Below are 21,622 nucleotides of genomic sequence, written 5' to 3' on the forward strand. Positions count from 1 at the left end.
GGCAGTGAAGTTGTGGCGATCGCCGCTGGCGTGGACGTTCCTCGCGTCGCTGGTGCTGTTGCTCGGGGTCGGCGGCTGGCTGCTGACCGACCCCGCCACCAGCCGCAGTGACGCGCTGAAGACGGGCGGCCTGGCCGGCGGCGCGATCGTGGCCCTGTACGCGCTGTGGCTCAACGACCGGCGGCGCCGGGTCGAGGAACGCCGCCAGGACATCGAGCGGCAGCGGCACGAACTCGAGGCGCAGCGCGCGGAACAGGACCGCGAGCGGGTCGCGGACGAGCGGTTCGCGAAGGCGGTCGAGCTGCTCGGGCACGCCGCCGACCAGGTGCGCGTGGGGGCGCTGCACGCGCTGGCGGGATTGGCGCGGAGCAGGCCGGACTACACCCAGACGGTGCTGGACGTGCTGTGCTCGTACCTGCGGCGGCCGTTTTCGTACACCCGGCCCACGTCGTCGGACAAGGGGTCGGATGAGGAGCAGGAACGCGAGCTCACGGTTCGGCTCACGGCGCAGCGGCTGGTCACCGACCTGCTGCCCGCGCGCGACGACGATGCCTCGGCGTACGACCTCGACCTGACCGGCGCCCGGCTGGAGTACCTCGACCTTTCCGGCAAGCTGATCGGCGGCCTGCTGCTCCGGTACGCGTCGCTGCACAGCAGCACGAACTTCAGTGGCTGCCGCTTCAAGGGCCAGGTCTACTTCACCGCCGCGGGCACCCAAACCGGCCGCCTGGTGGGCTACTTCCGTTGCCGCGGCGCGATTTTCGAAAGCCGCGCGTGGTTCAGCGGGACGAAGTTCGCCGAGGACGCGGACTTCACGGATACGACCTTCGCCGGACCGGCGAACTTCAAGGACGCCGAGTTCGAGGGCGACGCCGAGTTCACCGGAGCACACGCGACGAACGAGCTCGACCTGCGGCGTACCCGGTTCGCCGGGCAGACCGACCTGCGGTTCGCTTCGCTGCCGGACTCGGTTTCGCTGTACAACACGGTGGTGCGCACCGAGAAAGACGTGCGGCTGCCCGACGCGTGGATGCTGGAAAAACTGCACGACGGGGACGCGCGGATCGTCGCCAAAGCGGGCTGAGCAGGCCCCCGTTTTCCACGCTAGCGGAGGGCACCGACAGTTTCCGGCGCCCTCCGCTCACGTGTCCACAGGTCAGTCGAACAGGGCCGGGAGGGTGCGCTCCCACACCTCGCGCAGCTCGTCGAGCGTGAACTCCGTGATGCCCTGGAGCTCCAGCTTGCCCGAATCCGGGTCCACCACACCCGTCTTGCGCCACGGCAGGCCGCGGGCCGTGCACATCTCCGTGAAGCGGAGTTCTTCCGTGCGCGGGACCGCCACCAGAACCCGGCCCGCGGACTCCGAGAACAGCTGCATGAACGGATCCTGTTCCGCGTCCAGGAACACCCGGGCGCCGCACTGTCCGATGAGGACGGTCTCGACCAGGGTCTGGATCAGGCCGCCGTCCGACAGGTCGTGGGCGGCCGAGATCATGCCGTCGCGGGAACCCGCTACCAGGATTTCGCCCAGCAGCTTCTCGCGGGCGAGATCGACCCTCGGCGGAACGCCGCCGAGGTGGCCGTGCAGCTCGCGGGCCCACGCCGAGCCGTCCAGCTCGTCGTGCGTCTCGCCCAGCAGCAGCAGGGTTTCGCCTGCCTCCGCGCCGATGCCCGTCGGGATGCGGCGGGTCACGTCGTCGATCACGCCGAGGACGCCGATCACCGGCGTCGGGAGGATCGCCGTCGAACCGGTCTGGTTGAAGAAGCTCACGTTGCCGCCCGTCACCGGGATGCCGAGCTCGACGCAGCCGTCCGCCAGGCCGTGCACGGCCTGCTCGAACTGCCACATCACCCCCGGGTCGGTGGGGGCGCCGAAGTTCAGGCAGTCCGACACCGCGACCGGCGTCGCGCCGCCCGTCGCGACGTTGCGATACGCCTCCGCCAGCGCCAGCTGCGCGCCGCGGTACGGGTCGAGGTAGACGAACTTGCTGTTGCAGTCCGTCGCCACCGAGACACCGCGGCCGGACGACTCGTCGATCCGGATCATGCCGGAGTCCGACGGCTGCGAGAGCACCGAGTTGCCGCGCACGTACCGGTCGTACTGCGACGTCACCCATTCCTTCGACGCCTGGTTCGGCGACGCGATGAGCTTGAGCACGTCCGCGCGCAGTTCGTCCGGAGTGGACGGACGCGGCAGCTTGGAGGAGGTGTCCGCGATCAATGCGTCCTGAGTGGACGGACGCTCGATCGGCCGGTCGTACACCGGGCCCTGGTGGGCGACCGTGTGCGCCGGGACGTCGACGACGACCTCGTCGTGCCAGGTGATGACCAGGTGCTCGCCGTCGGTGACCTCGCCGATGTCGGTGGCGATGACGTCCCACTTGCGGCAGACCGCCATGAACGCCTCGACGTTCTCCGGCGAGACGACCGCGCACATGCGCTCCTGCGACTCGCTGGAGAGCACCTCCGCCGGCGTCATCCCGGTGGCGCGCAACGGAACGCGGTCGAGGTAGATGTGCATGCCGCCGTCGCCGGCCGCGGCCAGTTCGGACGTCGCACAGGACAGCCCGGCGCCGCCGAGGTCCTGGATGCCGACGACGAGCTTCTGCGCGAACAGTTCGAGGCAGCACTCGATGAGCACCTTCTCGGTGAACGGGTCGCCGACCTGGACGCTCGGCAGCTTCTTGCGGCCGCCCGACGACTCGTCACCCGAAAAGGTGTCACTCGCCAGGACGGAAACGCCGCCGATGCCGTCGAGGCCGGTGCGCGCGCCGAACAGGATGATCTTGTTGCCGGTGCCGGACGCGAACGCCAGGTGCAGGTCCTCGACGCGCATCGCGCCGACGCACAGCGCGTTCACCAGCGGGTTGCCCGAGTAGGACGGGTCGAAGACCAGCTCGCCGCCGATGTTCGGCAGGCCGAGGCAGTTGCCGTAACCGCCGACACCGGCGACCACGCCGGGCAGCACGCGCTTGGTGTCGGGGGCGTCGGCCGGGCCGAAGCGCAGCGCGTCGGCGACCGCGAGGGGCCGCGCGCCCATCGCCATGATGTCGCGGACGATGCCGCCGACGCCGGTCGCCGCGCCCTGGTACGGCTCCACATAGGACGGGTGGTTGTGGCTCTCCACCTTGAAGGTGACCGCCCAGCCTTCGCCGATGTCGACGACGCCCGCGTTCTCGCCGATGCCGGCCAGCATCTTGGCCTTCATCTCGTCGGTGGCGGTCTCCCCGAAGTAGCGCAGGTGCTTCTTCGACGACTTGTACGAGCAGTGCTCGCTCCACATGACCGAGTACATCGCCAGCTCCGCGTCGGTGGGCCGGCGGCCGAGGATCTCCCGGATGCGGGCGTACTCGTCGTCGGCGAGGCCCAGTTCGCGGTAGGGCTGCGTGTGGTCCGGGGTCGCCCCGGCGCGCTCGGTGGTGTCAACGGTGCTGGTCACGGTGTCCGTGTCAGGGTTCGCCACGGCCGTCAGAATACGTGCCGCCCGGTGACGCCCCGGACGGTGGGCCGCCGAACCCGGGCGGCCCGCGGCCGGTGTGACCGAGCCGACATCGGAGCCGCCGAGTGTCTTGAATGACTCATTCAGGACGTCCGAGGTCCTGAATGAGTCATTCAAGACGTCCGGGGCGAGCGGGGCCGCCGAAAATCGGTCGCCTTTGCCCGGGTGTCGGCTTACCGTCGAGAATCGTGCTTTCCGCCACGTATCCCTTTCCGTCGCTGCGGCTGCCCGCACGGCTGACCGCGAGCCGCTTCCTGCTCGCCGTGTTCCGGGCCCGGCTCGGCACGGTGCTCGGCGCGGCCGCGATCGGCGTCGTCTGGGCGCTGCCGGGCGCGCTGCTGCCACTGGTCGTCGGCCAGGGCATCGGCGCCATCGGCGCGCACGACGGCGCGGCCGTCTCGCGCTGGGCGCTGGCCGCGGCGGCGCTCGGACTCGTGCAAACGCTCTTCGGGACCTGGCTGCACTTCCTCAACTACGGCCTGTGGCTGCACGGCGCGGGCACCACCCAGCGGGCGGTGTCGGCGCACACCACGCGCGTCGGCGCCGGGCTGCGCGAGCAGACCACCACCGGGAACCTCGTCGCGGTCTCCACGACGGACATCAACCACATCGGCAACACCGTCGAGATGACCGGCCGAGCGGTCGGCTCGCTGCTGGCGTTCGTCGTGGTCGCGGTGTGGCTGGTTTCGACGTCGCCGCTGCTCGGCGTGGTCGCGCTGGTCGGCGTGCCCGTTGCGGTGCTCGGCATCGGACCGCTGCTCGCCCCGCTGCAGAAGCGCAAGGCGAAGCAGCGCGAGAAGCGCGGGGACGTCAACGCGCTCGGCGCGGACATCGTGTCCGGCCTGCGGATCCTGCGCGGCATCGGCGGCGAGCGGCGGTTCTTCGCCCGCTTCCGCGAGACGAGCCAGCGGGTGCGGCGGGCCGGCGTCGAGGTCGGCAAGGCCGAGGCGTGGCTGGCCGCGGCGGAGATCGCGCTGCCCGGCCTGGTCACCGTGGTGATCACCTGGCTCGGCGCGCGGCTGGCCGTGGCCGGCTCGATCGGTGTCGGGCAGCTGGTGGCGTTCTACGGCGTCTCGGTCTTCCTGATCTGGCCGGTCAACGCCGCGACGGAGGCCGTCGGGTCGATCACGTCGGGCCTGGTCGCGTCGCGGAAGGTGGTGGCGCTGCTGACGATCCGCCCGAAGCTGGCGGACCCGGCGACGCCGGTGCCGCTGCCCGAGGGGCCACTGGAACTGGTGGACACCGAGTCCGGGGTCCGGGTCGCGCCCGGCCGCCTGACGGTCGTCGACTTCGGGGCCGGCGGCGAAGCCGTGGCCGACCGGCTGGCTCGGTTCGCCGATCCGGCCGAGGGCGAAGAAGTGCTGGTCGGCGGGGTCCGGGCGGACCACGTCGCGCTCGCCGAGCTGCGGCGCCGGATCGTCTACGCGCACAACCAGGACATCTGGTTCTCGGGCGTGCTGCGCGAGCAGCTGGCGCCAGTGCGGCGGAGCGGCGTCAGCATCACCGCAGCCCTGTTCGCGGCCGATGCCGACGACATCGTCGAAGCGCTGCCCCACGGCGTCGACGAGGTGATCGGCGAGCGCGGCCGTGAGGTGTCCGGCGGCCAGCGGCAACGGCTGAACCTGGCCCGCGCGCTGGCGACCGACGCCGACGTGCTGGTGCTCGACGAGCCGACGTCGGCGGTCGACGCGCACACGGAGGCCCGCATCACCGAACGCATCGCCGAGCTGCGGCGCGGCCGGACGACGGTGGTGTTCAGCCAGAGTCCCTTGTGGACACATGTAGCGGACGAAGTCTTCACGGCAAAGGTAGTCACGGTATGAAACGGCTTCCCACGGCGACCCGCCGGGACGTCCGCCGCTGGGCCTTGCGGACGGCGCGGGTGCACAAACGCGAGTTCGGCCTGTTGCTGGCTTCCCTGACCGTGGCCACGCTGATCGGCCTGGCCGGGCCGCAGCTGCTCGGCTCGCTCGTCGACGACGTCGCGGCCGGCACCACGACCGGGCACGTCGACGTGCTGGCGGCGGCGTTCGTCGCCATCCTGCTGCTGCAGGCGGTGGCGCGGAAGATCGCGCGGCTGCGCGGCGCGATCTTCGGCGAGCTGGTGCTGGCCAACACGCGCGAGGAGTTCGTCGGGACGGCGCTGCAGCTGCCACTCGGCACGGTCGAAGCGGCCGGCACCGGCGACCTGCTCAGCCGCGCCACCACCGACCTCGGCCGGATCGACCACGCGGCGCGGTTCGCGGCGCCGGAGATCCTGGTCGCCGCGGTGACCGTGGTGTTCACGATCGTCGCGATGGTGGTGACGTCGCCGCTGCTGTCGCTGGGCCTGCTCGTCGCACTGCCGCTGCTGGTACCCGTGAACGTCTGGTACCAGCGGCGGATCCCGTCGGTGATGCAGTGGATGCTCGACCGCTGGGCCGACCTGACCACCAGCGTCCACGAGACCGCGGAGGGCGCGCGCACGACCGAGGCGCTCGGGCTGACCGAACGGCGGATCGACGCCGCGCACGACGCGCTGGACCAGAGCATCTACGGCGAACGCCGGATGCGTGCGCTGCAGCTGCGGTGGCTGCCGTCGCTGGAGATCAGCTACGTGCTGCCGCTGGCGGTCATGCTGCCGCTCGGGCTGCTCGCGTACGCACAGGGCTGGGCCGGGCTCGGCGAGATCACCACGATGCTGCTGTACGCGCAAGGAATGGCCGCGCCGCTCAACGAGGCACTTTTCTGGCTGGAGGACCTGCAGGTCGCGGCGGCCGCGGCGCGCCGGATCCTCGGCGTCCGGTCGGTCGCCGACAATTCCGCGCGCGTGGACGAGGTGCCGCGCGGGCGCGACATCGACGTCCACGGCGTGCGGTTCAGCTACACCGCCGACCGCGAGGTCCTGCACGGCATCGACCTGCGGGTCCCGCGCGGCGAGCGGCTGGCGATCGTCGGGCCGTCGGGTGCGGGCAAGTCGACGCTCGGACGGCTGCTGGCCGGCATCGCGGCGCCGTCGGCGGGCTCGGTGCGCATCGGCGGCCAGGACGTCTCGGCGCTGGCCGACGACGTGCTGCGCGGCGAGGTGCTGCTGCTGACCCAGGAGCACCACGTGTTCTCCGGGACGCTGCGGCAGAACCTGGCGCTGCCGGCCCGCCGGGCGGGTGGCGACTGGACGGATGAGGAGCTGGCGGCGGCGTGCGCGTCGGCGGGGGCGTCGGAGTGGGTCGCGACGCTGCCGTCCGGGCTGGACACGAAGCTCGGGCCGGGTGAGCACCCGGTGCCGGCGGCGATCGCGCAGCAGCTGGCGCTGGCCCGGGTGGTGCTGGCGGACCCGCACACGCTGGTGCTCGACGAGGCGACGTCGTTGCTGGACACGGGCTCGGCCCGGGACCTGGAGCGGTCGCTGAGCAGCGTGCTGGCGGGCCGGACGGTGATCGCGATCGCGCACCGCCTGCACACGGCCGCGGCGGCGGACCGGGTCGCGGTGGTCGAGGGCGGCCGGATCACGGAGCTGGGCCCGCACGAGGAGCTGCTGTCGGCGGGCGGCTCGTACGCGCGGTTGGTCGCGGCGGCGAGCTGACGGCGCCCAGCTGGTCGTGAGTGGTAATGAGGGTTCTAACCCTCATTACCACTCACGACCAGCTGCGGCAGAGTTGGGAAGGGTCAGGCCTTCACGAGCGCGTCCACCGCGCTGAAGAACATGCCGAGCCCGTCATCGGACGGCCCGGTCAGCGCGTCGATCGCGTGCTCCGGGTGCGGCATCAGCCCGACGACCCGGCCGTTCTCGCTGCGGATCCCGGCGATGTCGTTGCGCGACCCGTTCGGGTTCCCGCCGACGTACCGGAACACCACGCGGCCCTCGCCCTCCAGCTCATCCAAAGTGGACTGCTCGGCCATGTAGCAGCCGTCGATGTTCTTCATCGGGATGAGGATTTCCGCGCCGGTTTCGTACCGGGTGGTCCACGCCGTGTCGGTGTTCTCCACCCGCAGCCACTGGTCGCGGCAGATGAAGTGCAGCCCCTGGTTGCGGATCATCGCGCCGGGCAGCAGGCCGGCCTCGCACAGGATCTGGAACCCGTTGCAGATGCCGAGCACCGGCATGCCCGCGCGCGCCGCCTCGATCACCGGCGTCATGACCGGCGCGAACCGGGCGATCACGCCCGCGCGCAGGTAGTCGCCGTAGGAGAAGCCGCCCGGGACGATCACGGCGTCGACGTCACGCAGGTCCTCGTCGGCGTGCCACAGCGACACCGCCTCGCCGCCGGCGTAGCGGACCGCGCGGGCCGCGTCGCCGTCGTCCAGCGTTCCCGGGAAGGTGATGACGCCGATGCGCGCGCTCACGCGTCCACCCGCGTGATCGTCCACTGCTCGATGACCGGGTTCGCGAGGAAGCCCTCGGCGATCTTCTCGAGCGTCGCGTCGTCGACCGTGTCGTCGACCTCGATCTCGAAGTGCTTGCCCTGGCGGATCTCCTTGATCCCGGTGAACCCCAGGCGGCCGGCGGCGCCGAGCGCGGCCTGTCCCTGCGGGTCGAGGATTTCGGGCTTCGGCATGACGTCGACGACGACTCGGGCCACGGCAGGCTGCTCCTTATTCACGCAGGTCGTGGGTACCCCGCGAGCATAGTTCACCCTCTCGACCCCCTGGCGGGGCCCACCGGAAAACCTAGACTGGCCGAAGGCGCGGCGCCGCGCCATGATGAGTCGTTGACATCTCGCCAACAGGAGGCACCGTGGCCATCCAAGACTCCTACGACTACGTCATCGTCGGCGCCGGGAGCGCGGGCTGCGTGCTGGCGAACCGGCTGACCGAAGACCCGGCGGCGCAGGTCCTGCTGCTCGAAGCGGGCGCGGAGGACACCGCGGACGAGATCCACATCCCGGCCGCGTTCGCGTCGCTGTTCAAGACCAAGTGGGACTGGAACTACGAGACCGTCGAGCAGAAGCACACGGGCAAGAAGCTGTACTGGCCGCGCGGGAAGATGCTCGGCGGCTCCTCGTCGATCAACGCGATGATCTACATCCGCGGCAACCGCGCCGACTACGACGGCTGGCGCGATTCCCACGGCGCCGAGGGCTGGGGCTGGGACGACGTCCTGCCGTACTTCAAGCGCGCCGAGGGCAACCAGCGGCTCGGCGGGCCGCTGCACGGCACCGACGGCCCGCTGCACGTCGAAGACCGCCGGTTCACCCACGAGCTGTCGCACGCCTGGGTCGACTCGGCCGTCGCGTGGGGCCTCAAGCGCACCGACGACTTCAACGGCGAAAGCCAGGAAGGCGCCGGCGTCTACCAGGTGACGTGCAAGAAGGGCCGCCGGTGGTCCACGGCGGACGCCTACCTGCGCCCGGCGCTCGAGCGGCCGAACCTCACGGTGAAGACGTGCGCGCCCGCCACCCGCGTCGTCTTCGAGGGGACCCGCGCGGTGGGCGTGTCCTATCTGGACAACGGCGTGGAGCGGACCGCACACGCTGCGGCCGAGGTCGTTCTTTCCGGTGGCGCCGTCAACTCTCCGCAACTGCTCATGGTTTCGGGCGTGGGCCCGGCCGAGCACCTGCGCGAGCACGGCATCGACGTCGTCGCCGCGCTGCCGGGCGTCGGCGAGAACCTGCACGACCACCCGGCGTGCGGGATCATCTGGTCCACCCGCGGCACGACCGACCTGGTCGACGCGGCCACTCCGCGCGGCTTGCTCCGCTACCAGCTGACCAAGCGCGGCCCCTTGACGTCGAACATCGGCGAAGCGGGCGCGTTCTACCCGACCACGGACGGCCTGCCGGCGCCGGACATGCAGATCCACGTGGTGCCGACGTCGTTCCACGACAACGGGTTGCACGAGCCGACCATTTCCGGGTTCACGGCGGGGGCGACGCTGGTGGACGTGGCGAGCCGCGGACGGCTGCGGCTGAAGTCCGCGAATCCGTTGTGGAAGCCGGAAATCGACCCGGCCTACTACGCGGAGCCGCGTGACATGGAGACGATGATCGCGGGGCTGCGGGCGTTGATCGAGATCGGGCAGGTGGGGCCGTTGCGGCGGTTCCTGGACAAGCCGTTCCTGCCGTTGCGGCACGACCTGAGTGATTCCGAGCTGGCCGAGCACATCCGGGAGAACACGCAGACGCTCTATCACCCCGTGGGGACTTGTGCGATCGGCACGGTGGTCGACCCGGGGCTGCGCGTCAACGGCGTCGAGGGCCTGCGGGTGGTCGACGCGTCCGTGATGCCCGTGGTGCCGCGGGGCAACACGAACGCGCCGACCGTCATGGTCGCGGAGAAGGCCGCGGACCTGATCCGGGGCCGCTAGCGCTTGCCGTGGAGGATGGTCACCAGCTTGGCGACCAGCGCGTCCGTCGAATCCTTGCGGCTGAACGACGTCAGCGTCAGCGGCGCGGTGAACCGCTGGCGCGCGATCGCCTTGGTGCGGGCGAACTCGCGCAAGCCCTCCGGTCCGTGGATCCGGCCGAAGCCCGAGTCGCCCACGCCGCCGAACGGCAGCGATGCGATCCCGGCGAACGACAGCGGCGCGTTGATCGCCGTCATGCCCGTGCGCAGCTTCTCCGCCAGCTCGACTCCGCGGGACTTCGAGAACACCGTCGAGCCCAAGCCGTACTTCGTGTTGTTCGCGCGCTCGACCGCTTCGTCCATGTCACGGACCTTCGCGATCGTCACCGTGGGGCCGAACGTCTCCTCCTTGACCGCCTCGGAATCCTCCGGGACGTCCACCAAGACCGTCGGCTGCGCGTAGCGGTCGCCCACCGCGTCCTCGCCGCCGAGCACCGCCTTGCCGCCGCGGGCGAGGGCGTCGTGGATGTGGCGCTTGATCACGCCCAGCTGGGACGGCATCGTCACCGGGCCGTACTGGGCCGCCTCGTCCGAGCCCGCGCGGACGTCCTTCGACTTCTCGACCACCTTCGCCACGAACTCGTCGTGGACCTTCTCGTGGACGTACACCCGCTCGACGCCGATGCAGGTCTGGCCGGAGTTGGAGAACGCGCCCCAGACCGTGGCGTCCGCCGCCGCGTCGAGGTCGGCGTCCGCGTCGACGAGGACCGGGTCCTTGCCGCCCGCCTCGATGACCACCGGGGTGAGCGTCTCGGCCGCCGCGGCCATGATGCGCTTGCCCGTCGCCGTCGAGCCGGTGAAGGCGATCTTGTCGACACCAGCCCCCACCAGGGCCGCGCCCGTCTCGCCGAAGCCGGTGATCAGCTGCAGCACCGGCTGCTCCGGCACGATCTCGGCGAACGCGTCGACCAGCCACTTCCCGACGCCCGGCGTGTACTCGCTGGGCTTGAACACCACGGCGTTGCCCGCCGCGAGGGCGTACGCGACCGAGCCGAGCGGGGTGAACACCGGGTAGTTCCACGGGCCGATCACGCCGACCACGCCCAGCGGCTGGTACTCGACGGTCGCCGCCTGGTTCGACATCAGCAGCCCGGCCGAGCGCTTCTGCTTGCCGAGGATCTTCTTCGCGTGCTTGCCCGCCCACGCGATGTGCTCGATGGCCAGGACGCTCTCCAGCTGTGCGTCGGCGATCGGCTTGCCGGTCTCGTCGCGGACCACCTGGCACAGCTGCGGCAGCCGCCGGGTCAGCACGCCCTTCCAACCCTTGAGCCGCTCGGCGCGCCCGGCGAAGCCGAGGCCCGCCCACCACTCCGCCGCGACGCGCGCCCGTTCGACCGCCGCCTTGACGTCCTCCGCGGTGTGGATCGGGTAGGTTCCGACCACCTCGTCGGTCGCCGGGCTGAGCGAGTCGAAGGTTTCGCCGACCGTCGTCGGCTTCGGCTGGACGGCAGTCATCGGCGTCTCCCATAAGTCGAGGCTCAGCCCAGGTTACGACGTTACTGACACGGTGCCAATAGCTCGTCCGGACTTCAGCACCAGCATTCCACCGGCGATCGCCGCGGCAAAGACACCGAACAACGGGGTCACCCACAGTGGCAGCACGCCGACCGCCAGCGAGCCGAGCCCGAAGCCGGCCGCCTGCACGGTGAAACTCAGCGAGAACCCTGCTGACCTGCGGTTCTTCGGCAGCAGTCGCTGCAGGTTGACCGACGTCGCGGCCACCAGCGGCCCGGTGCAGCCGCCGATCACGGCGACCGAGGCGAGCAGCCCGGGCCAGCCGAGATCGACGGCGAGCACGAGCCCGCCGGCCACGAACCCGCCGAGGAACAGCCGCGGGTCGCCGGTCTTGCCCCGCCACGCGTAGAGCGCGCTGCCGGCGATGCTCGCACCGCTCAGCACGACGATCACCACGGGTGCCGCGGTCGCGGGCGCCCCGAGGCGCTGGACCAGCGGTAGCGGCGCCACCTCGATCGTCGAAAGCAGCAGCCCGACGGTGAACGCGCAGCACAGCCACGGCAGGTAGGTGGCGAGGCGGGCCGCGGGGACGTCGGCACCGGATTCGGCCCGCTCGGGCGCACCCGCGCGGCGCGGGACGAGCACGGCGGCCGCCACGCAGGCGACGGCCATGGCGGCGACCGGCACGAACGTGCCGGCGAGGTCGAGCAGCACGACCAGGGCCGGACCGCCGATCAGCACGCCTTCGAGGATCATCGCGTCGACGGAGATCGCCCGCGGCAGCAGCGCGTCGTCGACCGTGTCGGCCAGCAGCGTCCGGAAGCCACCGGACAACGCGCCGGCCGAGACGCCGGGAAGCAGGACGAGCGCGAACAGGACGGGTGCGGGAGCGTCGGCGGCCAGCGCCAGCACCACGTACCCGGCCGCGGTCAGCAGGAGCAACGCCGGCAGGCCGCGAGCCGGGCCGACGCGGTCCAGCAGCCGCCCGACCGGCACGGCGCCGGCCATCTCGGCGACCACGAAGACCGACATCAGCACGCCGCCGAGCCGGTACGAACCGGTCATGGCGGTGGTGAGCAGGGTGAACGCGAGCGGCGCCATGGTCGACGGCAGCCGGGCGAACTGGACGCCCGCCGACCAGCGCCAGTACGCGCGATGGGTGAACAACGACATGCCGTCACGCTCTCCTGGCGCGCTGCCGCGGCATACTGATTCGGATGAGAGCGAATCAGTCGTGATCGAGCTGGTCTTGACCGCGGCCGGGAGTCACCGCGTCCGCTTCGCGATCTCGCCGTTGGAGGAGGTGCTGGGCGCGGTCCAGACACTGCTCGGCATCCGGCGGCACCCCGCGCCCCTGCCGTGGCTCTCCGACGTGCCCGACGTGCCCGAGCTGACGGCGGTGCTGAGCGCACGGCACTACATCACCGAGTTCCTGAGCCCGCCGCCCGCCGGTCCCGAAACGACCGCCGAGGCGCAGCTCGAGGTGGTTCGCACGACCCCGCCCGCGCAGGTGGCGCTGGAGCTGGGCATGGTCGACGCGGACCTGTCCGGGCTGCCGGCCGATCCCGCGGCCGCGCGCGACCTGCTCGCCGCCCAGCTGGAGACGGTGTGGCAGGCGGTGCTGGCACCGCAGTGGCCGCGCCTGCGCGAGCTGCTCGCGGCGGACATCGCCCACCGGACGCGTCAACTGGGTTCGGGCGGCCTCGCGGCGATGCTGGCGGAGCTCCACCCGCGCGTCCGGCTGTCGGGGACGTCGGTGCTGGTCGACATCCGGGCCCGGGAGCGGCTGTCGATCGACTCGCGGGGGTTGCTGCTGATCCCGGCGGTGTTCGCGTGGCCGGACGTCGGGGTGGTGACGGTGCCGCCGTGGCAGGTTTCGCTGTTGTACCCGGCCCGGGGCGTGGCTTCGCTGTGGAGTTCTTCCGCCGCGCCGCCGGAACCGCTGGCCGAGGTGCTCGGCCGGACGCGCGCGTTGTTGCTGACGACGCTCGATCGCCCGGCGGCGACGACCGAGCTGGCCGGCCGGCACGGGCTCGCGGCGGCGACGGTTTCGGCGCACCTGACCGCGTTGCGCGGGGCGGGGTTGCTGGCTTCGGAGCGGCGGGGACATCGGGTGCTGTACCGGCGGACGGAGCTGGGTGACGCGTTGCTGACCGGCAAACTGTGACGGGTGGACAGAGAAGTGACTTGGGACGGCTTCCACAACACCAGGGATCTCGGTGGCCTGCCGACGCGATCGGGCCGCACGACTCGCCGCGGCGCGTTCTTCAGGGCGGCCGACCTGCGGTTCGTGACCGACACCGGGTGGGCTCAGGCGCGGGAGTCCGGCGTCCGGACCGTCATCGACCTGCGCAACCCCGACGAGATCCGGCCGACGGCGGACGCTCCGACGGCGCTGGCGGGTTCCGCGCGGTTCGCCGCCGCGGCCGGTCCGGTGACACCGGTGGGCATCGACCGGGTCGAGGTTCCCCTCGACGACATCGACGACCTCGAGTTCTGGCGGTACGTCAACCGCGAGCGGCTCAACGGCTCCCCGCTCTACTACCGCGTCTTCCTCGACCGGAAGGCCGAGCGCTGCGCCGCGGTCATGAACGCGATCGCCCGGTCCGCCCCCGGCGGCGTCCTGTTCCACTGCGGTGCGGGGCGCGACCGGACCGGTCTCGTCGCGCTCCTGCTCCTGGCGCTGGCCGACGTCGAGGTGGACACCATCGCCGCGGACTACGACCTGTCCGCCGAAGCCGTGAAACCGCTGTTCGCCGCGATGGGCGCCGAAGAGCAGGGCCCGGTCATCGCGGCGGTCCTCGCGGCGCGGGGCACCACGACCGCGGCCGCCATCCGGGACACGCTCGCCGGTTTCGACGTCGAGCGGTACCTCCTCGAGGCCGGGGTAGCAGGCACCGCCCTCGACGAGATCCGGCGCCGGCTGACTCAGCGGGACTAGGCTGGAAACGACCACCCGTGAAGGAGAACCATCGATGCGTATCGTCCATTTCGGACACGCCTGTGTGTTGCTGGAGACCGGTTCCGAGCGGATCCTGATCGATCCCGGCGTCTTCTCCACCGGCTTCGAAGGTGAGCGGGAGCTGTCCGCGGTGCTGGTGACGCACCAGCACTTCGACCACCTCGACGTCGAACGGCTGCCCAAGGTCCTCGACGCCAACCCGGGCGCGAAGCTGATCGTCGATCCCGGGTCCGCTCCGGAAGTCGAAAAACTGGGCCTGCAGTTCGACATCGCCAACGTCGGAGCCGCCTTCGCCGTCGGGGACACCTCGATCAAGGCCGTCGGCGGGGAGCACGCCGTCATCCACTCCGACATTCCCGTCATCCCGAACATCGGGTACGTCTTCGACGACGGCGCCTTCTTCCACCCCGGCGACTCGTTCTTCGTTCCCGAGCAGAAGATCGACGTGCTGGGGCTGCCCACCGGGGCGCCGTGGCTCAAGGCCGGGGAGGCCGTCGACTACCTGCGGGCCGTTGCGCCGCGGGTGGCCGTGCCGATCCACGAGGCCGTGCTCGCCAATCCCGCCATGCACTACGGCCTGTTCGGCAACCTCGCGCCCGAAGGCACCGAGGTCAAGGTGCTGGAACGGGCTGAGCCGGCGAAGTTCTAGCCACCCACGCCTCGACGCCGTCGAGGAACCGGTCCACGCCGAAGCCGAGTTCCGCCGGCAGCCCTTCCGATTCGTACCCGGGGCCGCCGGCGGCTTCGGCCTCGTGGACCGTCGTCAGCGCCGGGTATTCCGCCGGATCCACCACGGCCGCCAGGGCCCGGGCCAGCTCGCCGTCACTGGCCGGGCCGGTGAGTTGCAGGCTGATCTGGGCCGTGCCGCGCACGACCGCCGTCAAGTGCAGGGCCGCCGCCCGGGCCTCGGCGCCCGCCAGGCCGGCCGCCAGCAGGGGCCGCAGCAGGCGGTCGAGCCAGGCGAGCTGGTTGGGGCCGATCGGCGTGTGGTCGAGCGGGACGCGCAGGATCCACGGCCGGGTCTGGAAGCCCGCCCACAGCGCGCCCACCCACTGCCGGACCGCCGTCCGGAAGCCGCCGTCGAGCTCCGGGGGCCGTCCGGCACCGACGTCGGCGACCACTTCGAGCAGCAGGTCCTTGCTCGGGATGTGCTTGTAGAGCGCCATGGTCGAGTAGCCGAGCTCGGTGGCGATCCGCTGCATCGACAGCGCCTCCAGGCCGTCCGCATCCGCGATCCGGACGGCGGCGTCCGCGATCTTCGCCACGGTGAGCTGCGCCCGGGGGCCGCGTCGCCCCCTCGATCGCCCGGCCCACAGCAGTTCGAGACTGCGCTCCACCTTGTCGTCCTGCGTCGCCATCTCCCCATCCTAAAACCGTGTATGACATACACTCGGGTGTATGACATACACTGTTTCCTGGTGGCGCCGCCCCTGGATCGTTCCGCTACTGCTGGTAGCGGCTGCCTTCCTGGCCTTTTCGGTCCCGCCGTACCTGACCTTCGACCCGGCCCAGTCCCGGCTGAGACCACCGGAACACAACGCCGTCTACTACCCCGCGCTGGTCGCGCACGTCCTGTTCGGCACGGTCGCGATGGTGACCGCGTGCTTCCAGATCTGGCCCGCGTTCCGCGCCCGCTACCGGCGTGGGCACCGGATCACCGGCCGGATCTACGTCTTCTGCGGCGCGCTCCCCGCCGGCCTGCTCGGGCTGTACATCGGCTGGCACACCACGGCCGGCCCGTCCGTGCGTGTGGCGAACCTGGTGGGCTCGGCGCTGTGGATCACGGTCACCGTCGCCGGCCTGTGGCTGGCCCGGCAACGCCGCTACGGCGAACACCGCCGGTGGATGTCCCGCAGCTTCGCGCTCAGCATGTCGATCATCCTGAGCCGGGTCGTCAACGTGGTCGCCACGATCGTGCTCACGCCGCAGGTGGACACCACCTTCGGCGGCAGCGAAGAACTCATGCGCTACAGCGCCGCCGGCATCGGCGTCTGGGTCAGCCCGCTGACGCTGCTCCTGCTCACCGACTGGCTGCTCGAACGCCGCAAACCCGCGAAACGTCAGGCCGTCACCGCTCGCAGCGAACCGTAGGTCGCGCCGAACGCGCGGTTCTCCAGGGCGACGTCCACCGCGTCGAGCAGGGCCTGGCGGAGGCCGGGGCGGGTCAGGTCCATGGCATCCACCCCCAGCCGGACCAGCCCGCCCCGGCGGGCCGACCGCGCCGCCGCCAGCACCAGCGCGAAGCAGCGCACCGTCTCCGTGCGGTGCGACTGGCTCGTGAACTCACTCACCCGCGCGCGGCGCACCTCGCCGGTCACGAGGTCCCGCACCGCGCCGAGGTCCGCGCACAGGCGGAAACCGTGCTCGGTCAGTGCCTGCAGCGTGCCTGGGGACGCGATCCAGCGCGGCGGCGCGAAGCCGTCGACCGACAACCCCGCGTTGTCCAGTGCGGCTCGCGCGGCGATCAGCCGCAGGCGCGCCTCGTGCGCCGGCAGCGTCGCGAACTCCGCCCGCTTGCCCAGGTACACCGCGCGGTGCGTGGGCGTGACGGAGTGGTCGTAGCCGTGCAGCAGCACGGAATCACCGCGGCGGGCGCGGGTGCGCACCCATTCCGTCACCGGGCCTTCGCCGGTGCGGGCGGCGTACAGGACCGAGAGCGGCACCCGGCGGCGGTCGAGTTCGGCCGCGAGGTCGGCGCACCGGTGCAGCGTGCGCGGGGTGATTCCCGACAGCGAAACCAGCAAGCGAGCGTCCACACCCCCATTGGCCCGCACGCGTCTGAAACTCCCGTGAACTGCGCAGAACGGGCGGGCGACCGTTGCCGGAAGGGTCAGACACCCTCACGCAGGCGCTTGGCGGCCACCGCGATCCGGCCCCGCAGGTCGGGGTCGGCGACCTGGCCGTCGGCGACGTCCGCCCGCGACACCGGGATCCGCGCGCACGCCTCATCGACGATCTTCGCGCCCGCGTACGTCAGGACCTTGCGCAGCGAGTCGTGCGCGTCCCGGCCGCCGGTCGGGGCCGCGATCGAGGACGCGTTGATCCACGCCACCGGCTTCCCGGACATCTCGCCGCCGCCGACCGTCCAGTCGAGCAGGTTCTTGAACGAGCCGGGCAGGCCGCCCGCGTACTCCGGCGTGCAGATCAGGACCGCGTCGGCTTCCTTCAGCGCGGCGCGCAGCGCGGCGACCTCGGGGTGCAGCGGGTCGCGGTCGTCATCGGGGTTGAAGTGCGGCAGATCGGCGAGACCGGTGTACGTCTTGGTCGCGGTGAGGGTCGCGACGGTCCCCAGCACCGCCGCATTGCCCGAGCCGGCTCGCAGGCTGCCGCAGATCAGCAGGATCACGAGGCCAGTCTGCCAGCGAAAGCCCGGTGATGCGCTGGTACGCCTCGATGTACCGGTCGCGCGTGGCCGTCACCACCTCGGGCGGCAACGGCGGCAGCGGGGACACACAATCCCAGCCGGACGCCGGGTGGACGAGCCAGTCGCGCACGTGCTGCTTGTCGAACGACGGCTGCGGGACGCCGGGCTGGTGACCGTCGGCCAGCCAGTAACGCGCCGAATCCGGCGTCAGCAGCTCGTCCGCGAGCACGAGGCGGCCGCCGGCGCCGATGCCGAACTCGAATTTCGTGTCGGCCAGCAGCAGGCCCTGCTCGGCCGCGCGTGCGGCACCCCGGCGGTACAGCTCCAGGGACGCCTCCCGGACCTCCTCGGCGAGCGCGCGGCCGAGCACCGAAACGCACGTGCCGAAGTCGATGTTCTCGTCCTTTTCGCCGGGACGCGCCTTGGTCGACGGCGTGAAGATCGGCTCGGGCAGCCGCGCCGACTCGGCCAGGCCGGGCGGCAGCGCCAGCCCGCACACCTCGCCGGACCGGCGGTAGTCGGCGTATCCGCGGCCGGTGAGGTAGCCGCGGACGACCGCCTCCACCGGCAGCATGTCGAGCCGCTCGACCAGGAGGGCGCGGCCGCGGACGGACTCGGGGATGAGCGGCCCGTCGCAGGTCACGAGGTGGTTCGGGAGGACGTCGGCGAGCTCGCGGAACCAGAAGACGCTCATCGCGGTGAGCACGCGGCCCTTGCCGGGGACAGAGTTGGGGAAGACGCGTTCGAAGGCGGAGATGCGGTCGGAGGCGACGACCAGCAGGTGGTCGTCGCCCGCTTCGTACAGGTCGCGGACCTTGCCGGAGGCGAGCCTCCGGCGTGTGGGGAGGGGTGTCACGCGCTGAACCCTAACGGGCACCCTCTGCCACCATGGATGATGCTGGCATGGCGTACGACTGGATCTCGGTGACCACCGACTACGGCCTGCGCGACGGCTTCGTGGCGGCCTGCCACGGCGTGATCGCGCGGCTGGCGCCCGCCGTGCGGGTGATCGACGTGACCCACGAAGTGCCGCCCCAGGACATCCGGCACGGGGCGATGGCGCTGGCCCAGACCGTCCCCTACCTGCCGGAATCGGTGCACGTCGCGGTGGTCGACCCGGGGGTCGGCACGGCCCGGCTCGGCGTGGTCGTCGTCGCGCGGGACGGGCTGTTGGTCGGGCCGGACAACGGCGTGCTGCTGCCGGCCGCGCAGGCGCTGGGCGGGGTCCGGGTGGCCTACGAGCTCGCCGAGCCGTCGCTGCGGCTGCCCACGACGTCGGCGACGTTCCACGGGCGGGACGTCTTCGCGCCCGCGGCCGCGCACCTCGCGCTCGGCGTGTCACCGGCCGACTTCGGCGACCCGGTGGCTGGCCTGGTCACGATGCCGGAGCCGTTCGTGGCGGCGTTTCCGGGGAAGCTCGTGTCGGAAGTGCTGACGGTCGACCACTTCGGCAACGTCCAGCTGGCCGCGACCCCGGCGGACCTCGAGCTTTCGGGCCTGTCCGGCGCGGTTTCCGTGCACAGCGAGCGCGTGGCGGTGACCACGGTCCTCGGCCGCACCTTCGCCGACGTGCCTGCCGGCGCGCCGGTGCTCTACACGGACTCGGCGGGCCGGCTCGCCGTCGCCGTGAACGGCGGTTCCGCGGCGGCCGTGCTCGGGCTCGGGCCGGCCCAGGAGTGCACGATCACCTCGTCGCCGACGGCGACCTGACCCGGCCGCAGCACCGCGGCTTGCACCCCGAAGACGACCCCGCCGTCCGGGCCACGCCGGTAGGTCGCGAGGGTACGGATCGGCTCGGGGCCGGCCTTCGCGCCGGTTCGCTGGTCGATCATCGGGACCGTGCAGCGGACGCACTGCTGGGCGTAGCCGAACTTCGCGGTGCCCGCGGACAGTTCGCGGGCTTCGTCTTCGCGGTGGGATTCGGCCCAGCCGGCGATGACGATGTTGGCACGGAAGCGGTCCATCGGAACGGGTTCGCCCTGCCCGGCGGCGATCCGTTCGTTCAGAGTGTCCAAAGAGGACTCAGACGCGATGAGCAGCGCGTGCCCGTCGGCGAACGCGGCCGTGCCCGGGGTGTGGCCGCCGGTGACGCGGTCGTGCTCGGGCGTGACGCGGATCAGCTCCGCGGGCCGGCCGAGCAGGTCCGAGAACCACTCGTCGGCCTCGTCGCCTTGGCGGACGCCTTCACCCTGCCAGCCGTACGTCGAGGTCGGGCGCCGCGGGCCGTCGTGCCGGATGGGGAAGACGACGTCGCGCCGGCCGGGGAAGGACAGCGCGAGCCTGTCACCGAGCACCCGCGGCCTGACGGACGCCAGCACCGGATGCGGCCGCTGGGTGAGCACATCGCCTTCCGGCGTGACGAGCTTGAAGACCCGGTCGTGCGCCAGCCCGGCGGGGGTCACCTCGGCGGACGGCACGTCGACGCCCGCGCAGGACTTGACCGGGTAGTACGTCAGCCGAGCGATTCTCGCCATCTCCGCAGGTTACCCGGGCCCCGGCCGCCGAAGCGCCTCCTTTCAGAGCACTTGCGAGAGGAACCGCTGCAAGCGAGGGCTCTGCGGCTCGTCGAAGATCTCCGCCGGTGGACCCTGCTCGACGATCCGGCCCGCGTCCATGAACGCCACCTCGTCGGCGACACTCCGGGCGAACCCCATCTCGTGCGTCACCACGATCAGGGTCAACCCCCGCGAAGCCAGGCCCGCCATCAGGTTCAGCACGCCCTTGACCAGCTCCGGGTCCAGCGCGCTGGTCGCCTCGTCGAAGAGCATCACCTCGGGGTCCATCGCCAGCGCCCGGGCGATCGCCACCCGCTGCTGCTGGCCACCGGACAACGCGCTCGGCCGGTACGGCGCTTTGTCCGCCAGGCCGACGTCCACCAGGCGCGCGCGGGCGATCGCCGAGGCCTCCTCCTTGCTCAGCTTCTTCACGCTGCGCAGCGGCAGCACGATGTTGTCCAGCACGCTCCGGTGACCGAAGAGGTTGAAGTGCTGGAACACCATGCCGACGCGCTGGCGCAGCGCGTCCGGGTCGGCCTTGATCACCGACTCGCCGTCGAGCAGCAGGTCGCCGGAATCGGGCTCCTGCAAGCGGTTCACGCAGCGCAGGAGCGTCGACTTGCCGGAGCCGGACGGGCCGATGACGCAGGTCGTCTTCCCGCTTTCGACGTGGAGGTCGACCCCGCGCAGGACTTCGAGCGTGCCGAAGCTGACGTGGATGTCCCGCAGCTCCACACTGGACGAACGCACCGCCGTCGTCACGAGGGGACCTTTCCGCTGGCCACCAGGTCCAGCTCGTCTCCGTCGCCCGGCTCGTCCGCGCGCACCTTGCGGCCGGTCCGGAGCTTCTTGTCGATGTAGTTGACCAGGTGCGTCAGCGGCACGGTGATCACCAGGAAGAACACGCCCGCCGCGACCAGCGGGGACAGGTTGCCCGTGTTCGCCGCGAGGTCCTGGCCGATCCGGAACAGCTCGCGCTGGCCGGACAGCAGGCCGAGCACGTAGACCAGGCTGGAGTCCTTGACCAGCGCGATGAACTGGTTCACCAGCGCCGGCAGCACCCGCCGGACGCCCTGCGGGATGATCACCAGCAGCATCGACTTGGTGTAGCTCATCCCGAGCGCGCGGCTGGCCTCCATCTGCCCCTTGTCGATGCTCTGGATGCCGGACCGGAAGATCTCGCCGATGTAGGCGGCGGCGATCAGCGACAGCGCCAGGATGCCCATCGGGTACGGGTTCGTGCCGACGACGTCCCGCGCGAGCGTGCCGAGGCCCTGGCCGATCAGCAGGATCGTCAGGATGGCCGGCAGCCCGCGGAAGATGTCGGTGTAGATCCGCGCGGGCCAGCGCAGCCACCACTTGGTGGACAGCCCCATCACGGCCAGCACCATGCCGACCACGGTGCCGATCAGCGCCGAGGACACCGACAGGATCAGCGTGTTCAGCAGACCGGTCTTCAGCAGGTCCGGCAGGACCTGGGAGATGTAGTCCCAGCTGAGGAACGTGTTGATAAAATCGTCCATTGT

The 21,622-nt window shown here is 71.4% G+C and carries 21 protein-coding genes; 9 read left to right on the forward strand and 12 right to left on the reverse strand.

Annotation, left to right across the window (positions count from 1 at the left end):
• Nucleotides 1-4: 4 nt before the first annotated feature.
• A complete protein-coding gene (locus ACLJQF_RS12885; protein WP_410608531.1) occupies nt 5-1,084 on the forward strand; it encodes a pentapeptide repeat-containing protein in 1,080 nt (359 codons plus the stop codon).
• A gap of 72 nt (nt 1,085-1,156) precedes the next feature.
• Here the strand turns inward: ACLJQF_RS12885 and purL are convergent, their stop codons facing one another.
• A complete protein-coding gene (gene purL / locus ACLJQF_RS12890) occupies nt 1,157-3,439 on the reverse strand; it encodes a phosphoribosylformylglycinamidine synthase subunit PurL (protein WP_410608533.1) in 2,283 nt (760 codons plus the stop codon).
• 248 nt (nt 3,440-3,687) lie between these two features.
• Between purL and ACLJQF_RS12895 the strand changes: the two genes are divergently transcribed.
• The gene (locus ACLJQF_RS12895; protein ID WP_410608535.1) at nt 3,688-5,322 is read left to right on the forward strand and encodes an ABC transporter ATP-binding protein; all 1,635 of its coding nucleotides are present in this window, start codon (nt 3,688-3,690) and stop codon (nt 5,320-5,322) included.
• Entirely contained in the window at nt 5,319-7,061 is a 1,743-nt protein-coding gene (locus ACLJQF_RS12900) for an ABC transporter ATP-binding protein (protein ID WP_410608536.1), read from the forward strand. Before ACLJQF_RS12895 ends, ACLJQF_RS12900 begins: the two co-directional genes overlap by 4 nt.
• Nucleotides 7,062-7,144: 83 nt before the next feature.
• Here the strand turns inward: ACLJQF_RS12900 and purQ are convergent, their stop codons facing one another.
• Together purQ and purS are read right to left on the reverse strand one after the other, a co-directional pair.
• Nucleotides 7,145-7,822 carry a phosphoribosylformylglycinamidine synthase subunit PurQ gene (gene purQ / locus ACLJQF_RS12905; protein WP_410608538.1) on the reverse strand — a complete coding sequence of 226 codons (678 nt, stop codon included), beginning with the start codon at nt 7,820-7,822 and terminating at the stop codon, nt 7,145-7,147.
• Nucleotides 7,819-8,058, reverse strand: a complete 240-nt coding sequence (gene purS, locus ACLJQF_RS12910; protein ID WP_086675945.1) for a phosphoribosylformylglycinamidine synthase subunit PurS — start codon at nt 8,056-8,058, stop codon at nt 7,819-7,821. The genes purQ and purS overlap by 4 nt, the downstream gene beginning before the upstream one ends.
• A 155-nt stretch (nt 8,059-8,213) precedes the next feature.
• Here purS and ACLJQF_RS12915 point away from each other — a divergent pair, with 155 nt between their 5' ends.
• A complete protein-coding gene (locus ACLJQF_RS12915) occupies nt 8,214-9,782 on the forward strand; it encodes a GMC family oxidoreductase (protein ID WP_410608540.1) in 1,569 nt (522 codons plus the stop codon).
• Here the strand turns inward: ACLJQF_RS12915 and ACLJQF_RS12920 are convergent.
• Nucleotides 9,779-11,275, reverse strand: coding sequence for an aldehyde dehydrogenase family protein (locus ACLJQF_RS12920; RefSeq protein ID WP_410608541.1), 1,497 nt, complete (start codon nt 11,273-11,275; stop codon nt 9,779-9,781). The genes ACLJQF_RS12915 and ACLJQF_RS12920 overlap by 4 nt on opposite strands.
• Before the next feature lie 33 nt (nt 11,276-11,308).
• Complete coding sequence (locus ACLJQF_RS12925; protein WP_410608542.1) at nt 11,309-12,448, reverse strand: MFS transporter; 1,140 nt, start codon at nt 12,446-12,448, stop codon at nt 11,309-11,311.
• Between the two features lie 61 nt (nt 12,449-12,509).
• On the opposite strand from ACLJQF_RS12925, the gene ACLJQF_RS12930 reads away from it, so the two are divergent.
• The 3 genes from ACLJQF_RS12930 to ACLJQF_RS12940 are packed head-to-tail and all read left to right on the forward strand — an operon-like array spanning nt 12,510 to nt 14,886.
• On the forward strand, nt 12,510-13,442 hold the full coding sequence (locus tag ACLJQF_RS12930; RefSeq protein WP_410608543.1) for a DUF5937 family protein: 933 nt from the start codon (nt 12,510-12,512) through the stop codon (nt 13,440-13,442).
• A 3-nt stretch (nt 13,443-13,445) separates the two neighbouring features.
• Entirely contained in the window at nt 13,446-14,216 is a 771-nt protein-coding gene (locus ACLJQF_RS12935; protein ID WP_410608544.1) for a tyrosine-protein phosphatase, read from the forward strand.
• A gap of 34 nt (nt 14,217-14,250) precedes the next feature.
• A complete protein-coding gene (locus ACLJQF_RS12940; protein WP_410608545.1) occupies nt 14,251-14,886 on the forward strand; it encodes an MBL fold metallo-hydrolase in 636 nt (211 codons plus the stop codon).
• On the opposite strand, the gene ACLJQF_RS12945 is transcribed toward ACLJQF_RS12940, so the two are convergent.
• Nucleotides 14,849-15,595 (reverse strand): TetR/AcrR family transcriptional regulator, encoded by a 747-nt coding sequence (locus tag ACLJQF_RS12945; protein ID WP_410608546.1) that lies wholly within the window; start codon nt 15,593-15,595, stop codon nt 14,849-14,851. The genes ACLJQF_RS12940 and ACLJQF_RS12945 overlap by 38 nt on opposite strands.
• A 40-nt stretch (nt 15,596-15,635) precedes the next feature.
• On the opposite strand from ACLJQF_RS12945, the gene ACLJQF_RS12950 reads away from it, so the two are divergent.
• A complete protein-coding gene (locus tag ACLJQF_RS12950; RefSeq protein ID WP_410608548.1) occupies nt 15,636-16,328 on the forward strand; it encodes a DUF2306 domain-containing protein in 693 nt (230 codons plus the stop codon).
• Here the strand turns inward: ACLJQF_RS12950 and ACLJQF_RS12955 are convergent.
• From ACLJQF_RS12955 to ACLJQF_RS12965, 3 genes are all read right to left on the reverse strand, one after another.
• A complete protein-coding gene (locus ACLJQF_RS12955; protein ID WP_410608549.1) occupies nt 16,298-16,993 on the reverse strand; it encodes a DUF2334 domain-containing protein in 696 nt (231 codons plus the stop codon). The genes ACLJQF_RS12950 and ACLJQF_RS12955 overlap by 31 nt on opposite strands.
• A 74-nt stretch (nt 16,994-17,067) precedes the next feature.
• On the reverse strand, nt 17,068-17,532 hold the full coding sequence (locus ACLJQF_RS12960) for an NADPH-dependent FMN reductase (RefSeq protein WP_410608550.1): 465 nt from the start codon (nt 17,530-17,532) through the stop codon (nt 17,068-17,070).
• On the reverse strand, nt 17,453-18,457 hold the full coding sequence (locus ACLJQF_RS12965) for a phosphoribosylaminoimidazolesuccinocarboxamide synthase (protein WP_410608552.1): 1,005 nt from the start codon (nt 18,455-18,457) through the stop codon (nt 17,453-17,455). Before ACLJQF_RS12965 ends, ACLJQF_RS12960 begins: the two co-directional genes overlap by 80 nt.
• Nucleotides 18,458-18,504: 47 nt before the next feature.
• Here ACLJQF_RS12965 and ACLJQF_RS12970 point away from each other — a divergent pair, with 47 nt between their 5' ends.
• Entirely contained in the window at nt 18,505-19,311 is an 807-nt protein-coding gene (locus tag ACLJQF_RS12970) for an S-adenosyl-l-methionine hydroxide adenosyltransferase family protein (protein WP_410608554.1), read from the forward strand.
• Here the strand turns inward: ACLJQF_RS12970 and ACLJQF_RS12975 are convergent.
• From ACLJQF_RS12975 to ACLJQF_RS12985, 3 genes are read right to left on the reverse strand one after another with little or no spacing between them, the layout of a single operon-like run.
• Nucleotides 19,194-20,075 (reverse strand): MOSC domain-containing protein, encoded by an 882-nt coding sequence (locus ACLJQF_RS12975; RefSeq protein WP_410608555.1) that lies wholly within the window; start codon nt 20,073-20,075, stop codon nt 19,194-19,196. The genes ACLJQF_RS12970 and ACLJQF_RS12975 overlap by 118 nt on opposite strands.
• Before the next feature lie 42 nt (nt 20,076-20,117).
• Nucleotides 20,118-20,858, reverse strand: a complete 741-nt coding sequence (locus ACLJQF_RS12980) for an amino acid ABC transporter ATP-binding protein (protein ID WP_410608557.1) — start codon at nt 20,856-20,858, stop codon at nt 20,118-20,120.
• Nucleotides 20,855-21,619 carry an amino acid ABC transporter permease gene (locus tag ACLJQF_RS12985; protein ID WP_410608559.1) on the reverse strand — a complete coding sequence of 255 codons (765 nt, stop codon included), beginning with the start codon at nt 21,617-21,619 and terminating at the stop codon, nt 20,855-20,857. The genes ACLJQF_RS12980 and ACLJQF_RS12985 overlap by 4 nt, the downstream gene beginning before the upstream one ends.
• Nucleotides 21,620-21,622 lie beyond the last annotated feature (3 nt).

The organism is Amycolatopsis sp. lyj-109 (assembly GCF_046548995.1).
Classification (GTDB): Bacteria; Actinomycetota; Actinomycetes; order Mycobacteriales; family Pseudonocardiaceae; genus Amycolatopsis.